General features: G+C 32.6%; 16 protein-coding genes and 3 pseudogenes. All 19 read left to right on the top strand.

Going from position 1 to position 15,023, the window contains the following annotated elements; genetic code table 11:
* Positions 1-118: 118 nt before the first annotated feature.
* A pseudogene (locus tag AC3WTI_RS21890) lies at positions 119-283 on the top strand (ABC transporter ATP-binding protein); the annotation flags it as partial.
* Between the two features lie 249 nt (positions 284-532).
* Positions 533-1,039 (top strand): GNAT family N-acetyltransferase, encoded by a 507-nt coding sequence (locus AC3WTI_RS21885; RefSeq protein WP_097841913.1) that lies wholly within the window; start codon positions 533-535, stop codon positions 1,037-1,039.
* A gap of 674 nt (positions 1,040-1,713) precedes the next feature.
* On the top strand, positions 1,714-2,067 hold the full coding sequence (locus tag AC3WTI_RS21880; protein ID WP_016090018.1) for an ArsR/SmtB family transcription factor: 354 nt from the start codon (positions 1,714-1,716) through the stop codon (positions 2,065-2,067).
* A gap of 1 nt (position 2,068) precedes the next feature.
* Positions 2,069-2,509 (top strand): DNA mismatch repair protein, encoded by a 441-nt coding sequence (locus AC3WTI_RS21875; protein ID WP_097841914.1) that lies wholly within the window; start codon positions 2,069-2,071, stop codon positions 2,507-2,509.
* A 135-nt stretch (positions 2,510-2,644) separates the two neighbouring features.
* Positions 2,645-4,408, top strand: a complete 1,764-nt coding sequence (locus tag AC3WTI_RS21870) for a SulP family inorganic anion transporter (RefSeq protein WP_097841953.1) — start codon at positions 2,645-2,647, stop codon at positions 4,406-4,408.
* A gap of 79 nt (positions 4,409-4,487) precedes the next feature.
* Positions 4,488-4,796, top strand: a pseudogene (locus AC3WTI_RS21865) (hypothetical protein).
* A gap of 41 nt (positions 4,797-4,837) precedes the next feature.
* Positions 4,838-5,077, top strand: coding sequence for a D-alanine--poly(phosphoribitol) ligase subunit DltC (dltC, locus tag AC3WTI_RS21860; protein WP_046955295.1), 240 nt, complete (start codon positions 4,838-4,840; stop codon positions 5,075-5,077).
* Positions 5,078-5,209: 132 nt separating this feature from the next.
* Positions 5,210-5,551, top strand: coding sequence for a zinc ribbon domain-containing protein YjdM (locus AC3WTI_RS21855; protein ID WP_097841915.1), 342 nt, complete (start codon positions 5,210-5,212; stop codon positions 5,549-5,551).
* 600 nt (positions 5,552-6,151) lie between these two features.
* Positions 6,152-6,511: pseudogene (locus AC3WTI_RS21850) on the top strand (Tn3 family transposase); the annotation flags it as partial.
* Between the two features lie 489 nt (positions 6,512-7,000).
* Positions 7,001-7,738 (top strand): SDR family NAD(P)-dependent oxidoreductase, encoded by a 738-nt coding sequence (locus AC3WTI_RS21845; RefSeq protein WP_492304408.1) that lies wholly within the window; start codon positions 7,001-7,003, stop codon positions 7,736-7,738.
* 26 nt (positions 7,739-7,764) lie between these two features.
* Complete coding sequence (locus AC3WTI_RS21840; protein WP_097841917.1) at positions 7,765-8,202, top strand: acyl-CoA thioesterase; 438 nt, start codon at positions 7,765-7,767, stop codon at positions 8,200-8,202.
* Complete coding sequence (locus AC3WTI_RS21835) at positions 8,199-8,546, top strand: holo-ACP synthase (protein WP_097841918.1); 348 nt, start codon at positions 8,199-8,201, stop codon at positions 8,544-8,546. The genes AC3WTI_RS21840 and AC3WTI_RS21835 overlap by 4 nt, the downstream gene beginning before the upstream one ends.
* Before the next feature lie 16 nt (positions 8,547-8,562).
* Complete coding sequence (locus AC3WTI_RS21830) at positions 8,563-9,522, top strand: ACP S-malonyltransferase (RefSeq protein WP_144488512.1); 960 nt, start codon at positions 8,563-8,565, stop codon at positions 9,520-9,522.
* Positions 9,515-10,255 (top strand): 3-oxoacyl-[acyl-carrier-protein] reductase, encoded by a 741-nt coding sequence (fabG, locus tag AC3WTI_RS21825; protein ID WP_097841920.1) that lies wholly within the window; start codon positions 9,515-9,517, stop codon positions 10,253-10,255. Before AC3WTI_RS21830 ends, fabG begins: the two co-directional genes overlap by 8 nt.
* A gap of 23 nt (positions 10,256-10,278) precedes the next feature.
* The gene (locus AC3WTI_RS21820) at positions 10,279-10,578 is read left to right on the top strand and encodes an acyl carrier protein (RefSeq protein ID WP_097841921.1); all 300 of its coding nucleotides are present in this window, start codon (positions 10,279-10,281) and stop codon (positions 10,576-10,578) included.
* A complete protein-coding gene (fabZ, locus tag AC3WTI_RS21815; RefSeq protein ID WP_097841922.1) occupies positions 10,575-11,075 on the top strand; it encodes a 3-hydroxyacyl-ACP dehydratase FabZ in 501 nt (166 codons plus the stop codon). Before AC3WTI_RS21820 ends, fabZ begins: the two co-directional genes overlap by 4 nt.
* A 26-nt stretch (positions 11,076-11,101) precedes the next feature.
* Entirely contained in the window at positions 11,102-12,184 is a 1,083-nt protein-coding gene (locus AC3WTI_RS21810; protein ID WP_097841923.1) for a glycine cleavage T C-terminal barrel domain-containing protein, read from the top strand.
* 11 nt (positions 12,185-12,195) lie between these two features.
* The gene (locus tag AC3WTI_RS21805) at positions 12,196-14,625 is read left to right on the top strand and encodes a beta-ketoacyl-[acyl-carrier-protein] synthase family protein (RefSeq protein ID WP_097841924.1); all 2,430 of its coding nucleotides are present in this window, start codon (positions 12,196-12,198) and stop codon (positions 14,623-14,625) included.
* Complete coding sequence (locus AC3WTI_RS21800) at positions 14,615-15,004, top strand: hypothetical protein (RefSeq protein ID WP_097841925.1); 390 nt, start codon at positions 14,615-14,617, stop codon at positions 15,002-15,004. Before AC3WTI_RS21805 ends, AC3WTI_RS21800 begins: the two co-directional genes overlap by 11 nt.
* The last annotated feature ends 19 nt before the right edge of the window (positions 15,005-15,023 follow it).

Genomic DNA, 15,023 nt, shown 5'->3' with positions numbered 1-15,023 from the left:
TTTATAAAAAATAAAAGCCCTTACAATGAAGTAAAGACCTTTGCTTATTTATTATAAGACACCTATTTTTATTTTCTTTTTATATTATTAAATATAATTGTATAGATTTACTGCTGTTGAACCAACAGCAAATAAAATAATTGATTTGTTTCAAGAACTCGAACATCAAGAAGGTAAATGCGTAATTGTTGTTACTCATTCACAAGAAGTTGCAAAAAAATCAGATCGAGCATTTTATTTAAGTAAAATGAAGTCAGTAGTAAACGAAATTAAGAATAGTTAAGAAAAAGCTATTTCCGCTCTTTATTAACGTAATTTTCAAAAAATACAAATATTGATATTTGTTATATGATATATTTGTCAAAGTACTATTCCTGTAGCTTCTATGATGAATCTGTAAGATCGTTTGTTTGCCCCATATATTCAACTTAAACTAAAAAGAGCTTGCAGGAATTCCTACAAGTTCTTTTTAGTTTAAGGGTTGAATGTGGAATTGAAATAAAGAAACAATTTTTTGAGAGGAGAAAAGTAAATGTTTATAAGAACAGAAAGATTATTAATACGAAATTTTGAATTCAAAGATTGGCAAGCTGTCCATGAGTATACATCAGATAGCAATGTTATGAAATACATACCCGAAGGGGTCTTTACTGAAGAAGATACAAGAAACTTTGTAAATAGAAATATGGATGAAAATGCTAAGAACTTTCCTGTGATACTAATAGATGAAAATATCCTGATTGGTCATATTGTTTTTCATAAATATTTTGGTAAACATACTTATGAGATTGGTTGGGTATTCAATCCTAAATATTTCAATAAAGGATATGCTTCTGAAGCAGCACAAGCTACATTGAAATATGGGTTTAAGGAAATGAAATTACATAGAATTATAGCTACATGTCAGCCAGAAAATACCCCATCATATCGAGTGATGGAGAAAATTGGAATGAGGAGAGAAGGTTATTTCAAGAAGTGTATACCCCATGGAAATGAATGGTGGGATGAATATTATTACGCTATTTTAGAAGAAGAGTAGTGTTTCAGAGCGCATTATTTAAATCAAAATAACAATTTAAATTGTTATTTTGATTTTTGAGAATCGCTTGGTGTATAAAATCGTTAAAATGTGAGCGATGTGTCTGAAAAGTAAAGTTTATACAATGAGGAAAGTGAAAGTGATAAAAAAACTCCCGTATCTGTTTAATGATACAGGAGTTTTTATTTGAATAATCATTGGTTAGATACACAGTATTCCATATGCTGATTGTATTGATAATTAAATTTAATGCGCTGGCACACTGTAATTGGCCTTGTAGTGCTCATTCTCGTAAATTCCCGTATTTTCCAAAAAAATTACGTGTGCTAAGGCATTCGTAACTTCGCGTAAATGCAATCTTCGTAGACCCCATCGGCGTAAGGTTTTGAAAAAAATAGTCTAGGTTAAACAGTGTTTTTCAATATGTCCCTTAGTGCTGGTATAAGACTGTTTTGCCGGGAGTAAGATTCCATTTTGCTCATGACAATGGAATCTGATGCTGTTTCTTTGTGAATAGAGTGTAGCAAATGTTTTCTGTGCTTTTTGTTTCTTATTTAATATTTTATGATTTGTATTGAAAATTTAAAGTCCTGGAAGTATCATATACATATTCAAACATTTGAAGATGTATATGATACTTTTGTGTTTTTAATCAAAAATAAGTAGGTGTTTTTATGGGAAATGAAATGCAACAATTTAAAGCTGATTTTTTTAAAGCCTTATCACATCCATTACGAATAGGTATTCTAGAACTATTGTCAGAGGGTGAAAGAAGTGTAAATGAAATTCAAACTATCCTTAACAAGGAAGGTTCAGCTGTTTCTCAACAATTAAGTGTGCTACGTTCAAAAAACATTGTTGTTGGTACTAAAGATGGAAAACGAGTTTTATATTCTCTACGAGACCCTATGATTGTGGATTTATTGGTAGTTGCACGTAAAATTTTTAACAACCATTTAATCGATACAATTTCAATGTTAGAAGAGCTAGATGAAACAGAAAGTGAAACCATGGTAACGGAGGGATAGGTTGAGCATTGACGTTAAAAAAGAAGATATCATTCAGCACGGAATTGAAGTATTTCGCTCAATAGGAGCTCAGCATGTTTGTAATGTTTGTATTAAAAGTGGGCATTCTTGCTGTTTTTCATGCCAGCATCTACAGGATGGAGTTGGATGCCAAAAGAGAAATACAGCTTGTACAGCTTGGTTATGTGGGATTCAAAGCTTTTTATTTGATCAAATAGGGTTACTGAACGAATGGAATCGTTTCTGGAATGGAATTCCGGGGCAAATGTTTCGTAGAGATTGCACCCCAGATAATGTGAAAATTAAATCGTTTATTGAAATGAAAAATTTAGATAGTCGAGGTAGTTTACTTTTAGTAGAAAGATTAAATTCATATATACAAGAAGGAGGAGATATTGGTAAATTAGAACGTCATTTAAGTAAAACATATAACCAATATTAGAATGATTATCTTGTGTAAAGAGTTAAAAATTGTCTGTATAAGGGTATGAGAAACGCACTTGTAGCTCAATTTTATCAAAAAAATATTTTTTCAAAAGAAGTAAGATTTATTAAAAATAGAAAAGAAGGGTTTGTAATGAGAAGGTTATTTACGGGAAGGTTTGAAGGATACTCATTGGGACATTTTCAAAGGGATCTTCTTTCTGGAATGATTGTCGGAGTTGTAGCGATTCCACTTGCTATGTCCTTTGCTATAGCTTCTGGCGTTAAGCCGGAGTATGGGATTTATACAACATGTATTGCTGGGATACTCATTTCACTATTTGGTGGTTCGAAGTATCAAATTGGAGGGCCTACAGGTGCTTTTGTTCCGATTCTTTTAGGAATTGTAATTACCTATGGGTATGAAAATTTACTGCTTGCTGGTTTATTAGCCGGAATCATCTTATGCCTTATGGGAATTTTTAAACTAGGATCTTTGATTAAGTTTATTCCACGTCCTGTAACAATTGGCTTTACGTCAGGTATTGCTGTTATTATCTTTACGGGACAAATTGCTAGTTTCTTAGGTCTAACAGGTATAAAAAAGCATGAGGAATTTTCAGCGAATCTAAAGGAACTCTTTACGCATATCAATACAACCAATTTTTATTGTGTTATAACTGCTTTGATTTGCTTTTTTGTTATACTCATCACACCAAAGATTTTGCCAAAAGTACCAGGTTCATTAGTGGGTGTTGTTATTTCAACTGTAATTGCAACTGTATTTTTCTCAGGGCATGTACCTACTATTGGTACAGCATATGGTACGATTCCAAATACACTTCCTCAGTTTGATATACCAGAAATCACATTAGAACGTATAAAACAGTTAATTGGCCCTGCATTTGTTATTGCGATGCTCGGTGGAATTGAATCTCTTTTATCCGCTGTCGTGGCAGATGGGATGACAAATAGTAAACATAACAGCAACAAAGAGCTTATCGGTCAGGGAGTTGCTAATATTGTAACCCCGTTATTTGGTGGAATTCCTGCAACTGGAGCAATTGCCCGTACAGCAACTAATATTAAGAGCGGAGCTGTATCTCCGCTGTCGGGTGTTATTCATGGGGGATTTGTGTTATTTACACTTTTACTGTTAGCTCCATATGCTTCACATATTCCTCTTGCTAGTATGGCTCCCATTTTAATGGTGGTAGCTTGGAATATGAGCGAACAAAAACATTTTTATCACATACTTAAAATGAAGACAGGAGACTCTCTTGTATTACTGATAACATTTTTACTTACTGTATTTACTAGTTTAACGACAGCTGTGGAAATTGGTCTTATTTTAGCTATTATTTTGTTTACAAAACGTATGAGTAATATGCTTGTCATAACAAAAGTGCTTCCTGATCATACAAAAAGGAATGAAAAATTGTTACCACATGTGGTAAATAAAGCTCATGACTGCCCACAAATTAGTATTTACACAATAGAAGGGCCATTATTCTTTGGGGCTGCTCAAACATTTGAACATAATATTTTAACGACTATTAATTATAAACCAAAAGTTCTAATTTTGCGTATGGGAAAAGTTCCTTTTATTGATACCACAGGAGAGTCTTACTTTAGGAATATCGTTCAGCATTTTAAAAAACAAGGTGGTATACTGCTTATTTCAGGAATTCAATCAGAACTAAAAGTAACACTAGATAAGAGTGGATTGTATGCTGAGATTGGGAAAGAAAACTTTTTTGATCATACAGGGGAAGCTATTAATTGTGCTTTAGGACATTTGAATACAAAAAAATGTATAGGATGTAAGCATTTCGCATTTCATGAGTGTACCGGGCTTTCTCAGCAATCCCAGGAAGTGAATACAATAAAGAATAAGACAAATGCATTAGATTTTTAAAAAATTCACTTCACATACAAAGTTTGTTTGATTCACTCTTTTAATCCTTTTATAAAAATAGAGAAGGAGATAGTTTACTTTGGCGAATGCGGAGAATATTTTTACATGGTGTGAACAAGAAGGTTTTTCATACATCCAATAAATGATTATCGAACAGCAAGAAGAGAATATTTTCCTTACGTCTAAATGCAAAATGGATTATATAATCGGTATCAATCATATATATTCCTTTTACACAAGAAACAAATACCAGATTTGTAATCACATATATTCCGGGGAACAACTATCTGTTATGCCTTAATAATTATTATACAAAGACCAGGCATAATTTTGTAATGATGATGGATAGATTTTTAAAAATAATGTGTTAAAAAATAGAAGTCTATGAAGAAGTTTAATATAAATTATAGTTATAGAGGAGAAAAAATAATGTCTGAATTTAAAGATCAAGTGTTAAATGTGTTAGAAGAAGTATGTGAAAATGATATCGTAAAAGAGAATCCAGATGTGCAATTATTTGAAGAAGGAATTCTAGATTCTTTTGCTACAGTATCTTTATTAGTAGAATTTCAAGACCGTTTAAACATCGAAGTGTCTATTTCTGACTTTGACCGTGACGAGTGGGCGACACCGAACATGATTATTAAGAAATTGAAAGCTATGGGATGAAAATAGGTGTTTGAGATACAGATAAGAACCACTTTTCAAAATTAAAGGTCAGAATTGCTATTCTTATGAAGTTGCAAACAGAAAATTCGAAAAATAATTATTAGAATGATAAAGTGTGGAGGAAATAAAAATATGTCTAATTTACCAAATTGCCCAAAATGTAATTCAGAATACACTTATGAAGATGGAAATCTTTTTGTTTGCCCAGAATGTGCTCATGAGTGGACTTTAGAATCAGAAACTGAAAATAATGAAGATACAAAGGTTATTAAAGATGCTAATGGAAATGTCTTAAACGATGGTGATTCTGTAACAGTAATCAAAGATCTTAAAGTAAAAGGAACTTCATCGGTTGTGAAAATCGGTACAAAAGTAAAAAGTATACGTTTAGTAGATGGCGACCATGATATTGACTGTAAAATTGATGGTTTTGGAGCTATGAAATTAAAATCTGAATTTGTTAAAAAGATTTAAATGAAATAGGACTAGTTGGACTTAATTATTTAAAATCCATTAACATATACCATTTTCAAGGTGGAAATTAAATAACTTTTATAAGGGAAAGATTTCATTCATGATAAGTATGCTTGAATGAGGTCTTTCTATTTTTTTGAACTCATCTCAACTGTATTTTTAAAAAATGATGTGTGAATTTGCTAGAAACATAAGAAGGGAAATTCCTTAACGTGCGAAAATCGGCTTTTAAATCTGAACTGTCTTTTAGCGTATAATCTCCAAGTTTTGGTGGCGAGACTCTAAGGAGCCACATATTGAGATGGCCCTCAGCCTCTTCCTCAATAGCGCAGAGTAATTCTTTTTATTTACTTCTGGCTCGTATATTACATGATTAATAAAAATCCTAGGGTCTTAATATTGAGAAATAAAGAAAAATATTCTAATGTAAGTTTCAGTTTAAAGAAAATTAAGCATCTATAATGTATACATATGGGAAAAACGTCGTTATATATTTATTAAAAAAAGAGTAAGAAAATATCAAAAGAGAATCTAGCGAAAATTAACTAATTAGGTAATAGAATAATTTTCTTTACTGACTAAATGTCCTGTTTTATTAATGGGGATAGTTATCATAAATTACGTCGGTCTGTATCTTATGCAAACTTTGGGAAACTTCGTTTCAAGACTGAACAAGATTAGCATATCTGGAATGAATGTAGTAGGCTACTCACCAATTGTATTATTTATTACAACGCAAGTATATTATCGAATTTATTAACGAAATCCCAGGATAAAGGGATCAAGATGAACATACTAAAATACATTTCACCAGTCGCATGGCAACATATCAATTTTTATGGTCGGTATGAATTTAGTAAATCCCCAACTGTAGTAAATTTGGACGCAATTATTAAGAACATCAATGAAGTTGATATTCTAACCAGGTTGGTACAAGAAGGTTCACTTGAAAAGGAATAGAGTGTACTTTTCCCTTATTCCCCCTTTTCGGGGGGATGGGCAAAAACACCCAATAGGGAATTTTTCATTTGTTTTCCCGCATCCTATTTAGAATTATTATTCTAGTATATATAATCGATTCATTAATATAAAAGGATGTTAACGCATTGTATATGTTAAAAATTAGTATTTAATATAGTGTTATTGCAGTGAATAATATATAAAGTATTGCAAACTCTATTTTAAGAATGAAAATTTAGCTGAACAAAATTAATTTTTTAAAAATAGAATTTTTTTATCTATTTTCATACAGCACATCAATATTTATTGGCTGAATCGAAGTCTTCTATGTACTTCTAATAGGCATCCTTAAATTTAAGGTCAATAAAACACTTAATCTAAATATATAGAAAAATAGTTGATTTTTTATTTATTTAGTGGTAAAAAATAACTATGACATTTTTTCCCTTGGTTATTTTTTGAATTTATTTATGGAGGTGATTGTGTAATATGGAGGTCGCTATAGTTACTGGTGCAGGATCAGGAATTGGAAGAGCAACTGCTATCGAATTAGTATTACAAGGTTATCGAGTTTATGCATTAGATAAGAACGAAAAGTTAATTGTAAATAATGGGGATGATAATAATATCATTCCCATTATATGTGATGTTTTAAATGAGAAAGATATTAGTAGTTTTTTTTCTTACTTCTCTTCCCAGGAAAAACATTTAGACCTTTTGTTTAATGGAGTAGGTGCTATGAAGTTAGGTGGGGTTCTCGATACTTCAGAAGAAGACTGGGATTTTGGATTTCATATAAATCTTAAATCCGCGTTAGTGTTTAGTAAAAGAGCGAGTAATTTTCTACTTAAATCTAAGAGTCCAAGTATAATCAATATTTCCTCTGTACTCGGAGAAACTTATGAAGAGAAGTCAGCAATTTATACGGTAATGAAATCTGCTCTTGTTACATTAACTAAATGTCTAGCAAAAGAGTTAGCACCAAAAAAAATTAGAGTTAATGCAATATCTCCAGGACCTATTCAAACTTCTTTTGTGCGTTCATTTTGTCAGGATACAAAGAAAATTCCTGGTGCCTCAAAATTAGTGATGAAATTAGCTCAAACCCCTATTGGAAGAACAGGTAAAGCAGAAGAAGTCGCAAAATTGGTCGCCTATTTAGCGTCACCTCAGGCTTCTTTTATAACGGGTTCCTGTATTTCAATAGATGGTGGTTGGTCCCTATAATAAAAAATTAGAAAGGGTAGAGGATTATGAAATGGCTTGAAACAAAAGTAAGAGTAAGATGGTCAGAAGTGGACTCTCAAAATCATGTATATTACGGAAATTACTTTCTTTATTTTGATTTAGGAAGAGAATATGTCGCTGAAAAGGTAGATTTAGAATACTTGACAGATGAATTTGATGTAATAACTTTAGAAACCACTGCAAAATATCGTCAGCCCGCTAAGTATGGAGATGAACTTATTATTCGAACTCGAATGAAACATCCCTCTTCAGCTGCAATGTCTTCTACTTTGGGTTTTACATTTCAGTTTGAATACCAGATTTTAAAATCACAGGGAAAATTGTTAATAGCTGAAGGAACAAGTCGTCATGCATTACAAGATAAAAAAACTCATAAATTATATGTTAGATTTTCACAGGAAAAAAAGGATAAGTTTTTGAGTGTTTTCGAGATTTACAAATGATTAGGGTTGGGATTGACTTAGTTGATATTGAAAGATTTAAGTTAGCCGTATCAAGAAGTGGAGAACCTTTTATTTCTCGTATCTTGACTACTGATGAGGTAGAACAATATGATTCACATCAGTGGGCAATTTTATTTTCCGCTAAAGAATCAGTTGTCAAAATAATCAAACAACTACCGGAGGGTTTTTGTTTTAAAGACATTCAAGTAGATATATTGCCCAACAATGAACTCTTAGTTACGCTAAGAGACCCTTTGTATGAAAGGGTTGATCTACCTACTAATTCTATTATGGGATCGTATAAAGAATTCAAGGACTGTATTGTTACTCATTTAATCTTATAGAAAGGAGTTGAAAGTATTGAATAAAAAAGTAGCAGTTGTTTTTCCAGGACAAGGTAGTCAAGTTATTGGTATGGGAAAAGACCTTCTTTCTCTTCCTTTGTTTGCAGAACGTTTAAGCAAAGTAGCAGAATTAGCTAATTTAACTTTAGATGAACTTTTTTATCCTAATAATATAAAATTAATTGAAAAAACAGAAATATCTCAACCGTATATTTTTGTTATAAGCGTTACTTTGTTTGAACTTATATCAAGCAAATATTCCCTAAAACCAATTTTGTTCGGGGGACATAGTTTAGGTGAGTTTTCTGCCCTTGTTGCCTCTGGCGCACTAAGTTTCGAGGAAGGCTTCAATTTAGTTAAAATTAGAGGGAAATTAATGAGTGTAGCTTGTGAAAAGAATAGTGGTGGAATGTTGGCTGTGTTAAGCCCTGAGCAAAAAATAATTTCTTTATTACATGAAGAGATAAAAGAACAACATAATACTATAACAATTGCTAATTACAATTCTGCGAACCAACTAGTTATTAGTGGGGCTAATGAATCAATAGCAAAGTTCAAGAATGTTATTGAAAATAAGTTGAAGGCCCGTACCATCCCTTTAAAAGTTAGTGGAGCTTTTCATAGTGTATTAATGAACGATGCTAATAGTTGTTTTTCTCACTATTTAGAACTTGCGAAATTCCATGAACCTTCAGCGCCTATTGTAATGAATGTAAATGGTGAAGCTGAGGTGAGTGAAGAGAGTATTATTACATTAATAAAAAAACAGATGATATCATCTGTTTTATGGAAAAAATCCATGGAAACAATTGAGTCTTTCCAACCAGACTTAGTCCTTGAGATCGGACCGGGACGTGTTTTATCTAGTTTAATAAAATCATCCCACAGAAATTTAAATGTCACAAACATCGGGAACAGGAGTGACTTACTGAGATTTAAAAAGCAACTAGAAAGGGAGGTGGAAGTAGGTGTTTAGAGACAAAGTTGTCCTAGTTACAGGCGCAAGTAAAGGAATTGGAAGAGCAACTGCACTTTACTTTTTAAATGAAGGTGCAAAGGTGATAATCAATTATTCCAAAGAAGGAAACTACGTTAAAGAACTTAAAGAAATGCTGTCTAACAAACAAGATCAAGTACTTTTTGTTTGTGCTGATGTATCAAATGTAAGCTCTGTCAGAGAGATGTTTAGAACTATAAAGAATAAATGGGGGCAACTAGATATTCTAGTAAATAATGCGGGTATTACAAGAGATAGTTGGTTAATGATGATGGGAGATAAAAACTGGGATGATGTACTAAATATTAATTTAAAAGGTACTTTCCTATGTATAAGAGAAGCTTCCAAGATGATGGCCACAAAAAAACAGGGCGTTATTATTAATGTTTCTTCAACTAGTGGATTAAAAGGCCAACCAGGTCAAGCTAATTATAGTGCTTCAAAAGGCGGAATTATTGCCATGACAAAAACTTTATCTCGAGAGTTAGCTTCTTATAATATTCGTGTAAATTGTATAGCACCCGGATTTATACAAACTGGTATGACAAACAATATGCCACAGAATACTTTAGATTCATATATTCAACATATTCCATTAGGGCGAATAGGTGAAGCGGATGAAGTCGCAGAAACAATCGGTTTTTTAGCTTCATCTAAAGCAAGCTACATAACGGGTCAATGCATAGTGGTTGATGGCGGATTAACTACTTAAAAAACATTAAAGGGGAAAATAAAATGTCAACAATAACTCAAGATGATTTATTAGAACAAGTTAATGAACGTAAACAACTTTGCCAACAAATAAAGACAGAAATTGTCGAAAGACTTTCTTTAAATATTGAACCGGCATGGATTGCTGATAATCAACCTTTATTTGGTAGAGGACTAGAGTTGGATTCTATCGATACTCTTGAAATCTCAATTGCTCTACAAGAAGTTTTTGATGTGATGCTAACAGACGATAATATGGAAGTTCTGGGTTCAATTAATAAAATCGCTGATTTTATTACCTCACAAAGGAATGAAAATCTATGAATGATCTATTAGATAAGAAATTATTAAAATTACCTTTAGAGCTCGATCAAATAAAAAATATGATACCTCACCGCTATCCATTTTTATTAATAGATCGAGTCAATAAACTGAACCCAGGAGTTGAGGGTGAAGCAATTAAAAATGTCACAGCAAATGAACCATTCTTTCAAGGACATTTTCCAGGAGAAGCAATTATGCCAGGTGTTCTTATAATTGAGGCAATGGCACAATTAATTGCAGTAATTTATGTATCAAAAGCTATCGTGGAATTAGAATCAAACGATATTTTAAATGATACTAATTATGCTGATCGAGTAGGATATTTAGCAGCCGTTAAGAATATAAAATTTAAAAATAAAGTTATACCAGGTGATCAGCTAATCTTACGTGCAAAGGTAGTTGGAAAAATGGGTGCACTAAGTCAAGTGAAAGTCTGGGCGGAAGTAAACGGAAAAATTGTAGTAGAAGGTTCAATTAGTGTGTCTGAAAAGGTGTAAAATTTTAAAAAAAAGGATGAATAAAAATGACGTATAGAAAATCTCCTGCAAATGAATCAGTAGAGGCGATAACTAAAATAGTTGGTAATCAAAACGTTCCTTGTTTTTTTAATGGCTTGGAGGAAGAATACAAAGCTATTAGGGAAGAGGTGGCAGTTTTAGATTTTTCGTTTAACACATTTTTAAAAGTAAGTGGTGATGCTGCTGCTTCTTTTTTACAAGAAATAATTACTAAAGACTTAGACTATTTAACTGAGGAACAAACTGTCAATTGTTTAATGTTAGATGAAGATGGACACTTAGTGGCAGATTTAACTGTTTATGTTATGGAAAATGGCTATATACTGGAAATAGAACCAAGTCTTTCAGAAAAAGCTCAAGATTATTTACAGTCACGTTTAAAAGATGGTGTAGTAATAGAAAATTTAGCTGGAAAGCTTCATATGATTCAGCTAGAAGGACCAAAATCGTGGGAAGTCGCGCAATCTTTATTACCTTTTCCTATCGAGATTCTTCCATATAAAAACTTTGCACCATTTAACTTTGAGGGACACAACCTGTATATCGCTCGATTAGGATATACAGCAGAATATGGATATAAAGTTTTTGGGCCTGAAGCAGGAATAAATCTTTTTTGGAAGGCATTATTTGCATATGATCTATCTGAAATCAATATTCGACAAATCGGTTTAGATGCTTTAGATGTTTGTAGATTAGAAGTTCGCTTTCCAGATTTGTCTAAAGAGGCAACTTCCAGTAAATTAATAGTAGAATCAGGTGTGAATTGGTTGCTTGATTTTAATAAGGAATTCATTGGGAAAGATAAAAATTTAGAAGGTTTAACTTCAGGCTTATCTCAGGTACTAGTATGTTTTACATCAGATTCAAAGATATCTAAAAATCAAAATATAATAGTTGATGGAAATAAGGTGGGTTATATTCAGCATGCACTTTATTCACCTGGACTTAATAGAAATATTGGTGTAGCTTATTTAGATGAAATGTATGTAGCTTCGGGATTAACTTTCACATTAGATAACGATATGACTATTAAGACAGTTTCAAGTCCAATGATTTATCCAAAGAGTCTATCGATTCGTATTGGTTAAGGAGGATTACTATGGAAATTGCAATAACAGGATTAGGTATTTTATCTGCATTAGGAAACAATCAATATGAGTTTTGGGATAAAGTACAATCAGGAAAAACTGGTATTAGTGAAATGGTTCAACTGGATTCTAGTGAATTATTAACAAATTATGCGGGAGAAGTAAAAAACTTCTCCCCTGAAAAATTCATGACAAAAAAAGAGATGGAAGAGACGGAAAGATGTACACAATTATCTTTTTTAGCTGCATCAGAAGCTCTGAAGCAAGCCAATATACCTACAGGTTTTTATAATTCTTTTAAACAAGGTGTCATCTTGGGTACATCTCTAGGTGGGATTCCTAACGGTGAAAAGTTTCATAAGCAATGGATAAGAACGGGCTATGAACATACAGACCCCAATCTTTTATTATCATACCCTCTTCATACTGCAGCAGATTTCTTAAGTATGCGATTTAATCTAATGGGACCTAAAGTTGCTATTTCTACAGCTTGTTCTGCAGGAAGCAACGCAATAGGGTATGGGATTGAATTAATTAAAAGTGGTAAGGCTGATATGTTAGTTGTTGGGGGAGCAGATCCTTTATCAATGTTATCACTAGCTGGTTTTAATAGTTTAAAAGCTTTATCTGACGAACCTTGTTCCCCTTATTCACAGAGTAAAGGAATCACACTCGCTGAAGGGGCCGGTATTCTAATTCTCGAAAGACTTGATCGTGCTATAGAAAGAGGGGCGAAAATACTTTCATTAGTAACGGGATTTGGCTTAACAAGTGATGCATATCATCCTACTGCACCAAATCCTGGTGGAGCTGGTGCATTTAAATCTATGCAAATGGCATTAGAGCGTTCTAATATAACCCCTCAAGATATAGATTATGTAAATGGACATGGAACGGGTACTAGAGCCAATGACTCAGCAGAAACAACAGCACTAAAAAATCTCTTTTCAAATACAGATAAAAACGTGCCAGTAAGTAGTACTAAATCAATGATAGGGCATACTTTAGGTGCTGCGGGTGCCGTTGAGGGAATTACATGCGTACTTTCTTTAATGAATCAAATTGCTCCTCCAACAATTAGTTTTGCTAAAAATCCATATAATATGGATTTCATCCCTAACATTAGCAGATCGATGCCTATTAATACAGTACTATCTAATTCATTTGCTTTTGGAGGAAATAATGCATCGCTAATTTTTAAGAAATATGAGGAAAAGCACAAACAGACTAATGTATTACCAGAGTTTAAACAAAAAGTTTTAATTACTGGTATTGGCTGCGTACAACCTCTTGGTATCGGTAAAGATGAACTTTGGGAATCAATTGAAAAAGGCACTAGTGCTATAGACACCATCAACTTTGAAAAAGAACAATATATTGGAAAGATGGGGGCATTAGTTCCTGAAAAGAAATATTTAAAATATATTAATCCTTCTCTAATTAGACGCTTAGACTTATTGGGGAAATTGTCTTTAGCTAGCTCTAAAATGGCACTTAATGATTCAGGAATTAAAATAAACCGTGATAATAGTGATAAAATTGCAGTGATTTATGGTACATCTTCAGGTCCAATTCAAACTGTTGAAGATATACATCGAACTATTGTAGTAGATGGCGTAAAGAAAGTTAACCCTAGCCAATTTCCTAATACAGTAATGAATGCAGCGGCCGGTCATATTTGTTCAGCTTTTCAAATTAAAGGTCCATCTACCACTATTTGTACGGGAAATGTTGCGGGGAGTCAATCAATTGCATATGCATACCATATGATAAACCAAGGATTAATTGATGCTGCCTTAGTAGTTGTAGCAGACGAGTATACTGAAACAATACATGCTGGTTACGATAGACTTGGTATTTTAGGAAATTCTCCTTATCCATTTGAGAGAGAAGGTGATGGAATGGCCTTATCTTGTGGAAGTACAGCTATTTTCTTAGAGTCAGAAAAACATGCCAAAGAACGAAAAGCAAATGTTTATGGACAAATTAAAGGGTATGGTATTTCGTCCGATGCATATAGAATTGCTGGAAATAACCCAAATGGTAAGGCATATTCTTTTGCAATGAATGATGCATTAAAAGAAAGTAGTCTTTCTGTTGATGATATTGATGCAATTTTCTCTGATGCTCGAGGATTACGTTCTATGGATCTTACAGAAGTGAATGCTATTCGTCACTTTGGTGGAACCAAGATCCCAGTAACTACTTTAAGTAATAAAAATGGATATAATCTAAGTGGAATGACTCCAATTCATATTGTAGCTGCTCTACAAGCATTTAATAATCATAAAATTCCAGGGTTAAAGGTAAAAAAACCTATTTATAAGTTAAATTTTGCAACAGAAAATCAAAAACTAAAATCTGCAAATAATTTTATCTTTAATTCTGCAAACTTCGGTGGCACTTATACTAGCATTGTGGTAGGGAAATATGAAAGCTGATATGCAAAATTTATGGGATAATTTAGTTTTTTATTACGAGCAAACAGAGGAATTTCAACTAATTATTCTAAATAATAAAAAAGTAGAGTATATGTGGGATAATAATACTTCCTTATTAAAGTTTCTACATAAAAACGATATACAATATGCAAAATCAAATGGTAGATTTATAGAACGTATTGGGGCATGTCTTGCAGTAAAGTTAGCTTATAATAAAATTCACCCTAAAACGAACCTAAATGATATTTTTATTCAGCGGGATACCAGAGGAGCACCAACTCTCTGGTATCAGACGTATGAAATTAAACATGCAGTTATAAGTTTAACTCACATACCTAATTACTCTGGTGCTTGTCTACATAAAAGTAATACTTTTTAATATTATATTCTATAAAAAA

The sequence above is a fragment of the Bacillus sp. EB106-02-03-XG38 genome, from assembly GCF_058792175.1.
The sequence above is the reverse complement of the archived record's forward strand: the minus strand, read 5'-3'. Positions and strand labels throughout refer to the sequence as shown.

Coding starts and splice junctions, on each gene's coding strand:
- AC3WTI_RS21885 (WP_097841913.1), top strand. CDS start 533: ATGTTTATAAGAACAGAAAGATTATTAATACGAAATTTTGAATTCAAA.
- AC3WTI_RS21880 (WP_016090018.1), top strand. CDS start 1,714: ATGGGAAATGAAATGCAACAATTTAAAGCTGATTTTTTTAAAGCCTTA.
- AC3WTI_RS21870 (WP_097841953.1), top strand. CDS start 2,645: ATGAGAAGGTTATTTACGGGAAGGTTTGAAGGATACTCATTGGGACAT.
- dltC (WP_046955295.1), top strand. CDS start 4,838: ATGTCTGAATTTAAAGATCAAGTGTTAAATGTGTTAGAAGAAGTATGT.
- AC3WTI_RS21855 (WP_097841915.1), top strand. CDS start 5,210: ATGTCTAATTTACCAAATTGCCCAAAATGTAATTCAGAATACACTTAT.
- AC3WTI_RS21845 (WP_492304408.1), top strand. CDS start 7,001: ATGGAGGTCGCTATAGTTACTGGTGCAGGATCAGGAATTGGAAGAGCA.
- AC3WTI_RS21840 (WP_097841917.1), top strand. CDS start 7,765: ATGAAATGGCTTGAAACAAAAGTAAGAGTAAGATGGTCAGAAGTGGAC.
- AC3WTI_RS21835 (WP_097841918.1), top strand. CDS start 8,199: ATGATTAGGGTTGGGATTGACTTAGTTGATATTGAAAGATTTAAGTTA.
- AC3WTI_RS21820 (WP_097841921.1), top strand. CDS start 10,279: ATGTCAACAATAACTCAAGATGATTTATTAGAACAAGTTAATGAACGT.
- fabZ (WP_097841922.1), top strand. CDS start 10,575: ATGAATGATCTATTAGATAAGAAATTATTAAAATTACCTTTAGAGCTC.
- AC3WTI_RS21810 (WP_097841923.1), top strand. CDS start 11,102: ATGACGTATAGAAAATCTCCTGCAAATGAATCAGTAGAGGCGATAACT.
- AC3WTI_RS21805 (WP_097841924.1), top strand. CDS start 12,196: ATGGAAATTGCAATAACAGGATTAGGTATTTTATCTGCATTAGGAAAC.
- AC3WTI_RS21800 (WP_097841925.1), top strand. CDS start 14,615: ATGAAAGCTGATATGCAAAATTTATGGGATAATTTAGTTTTTTATTAC.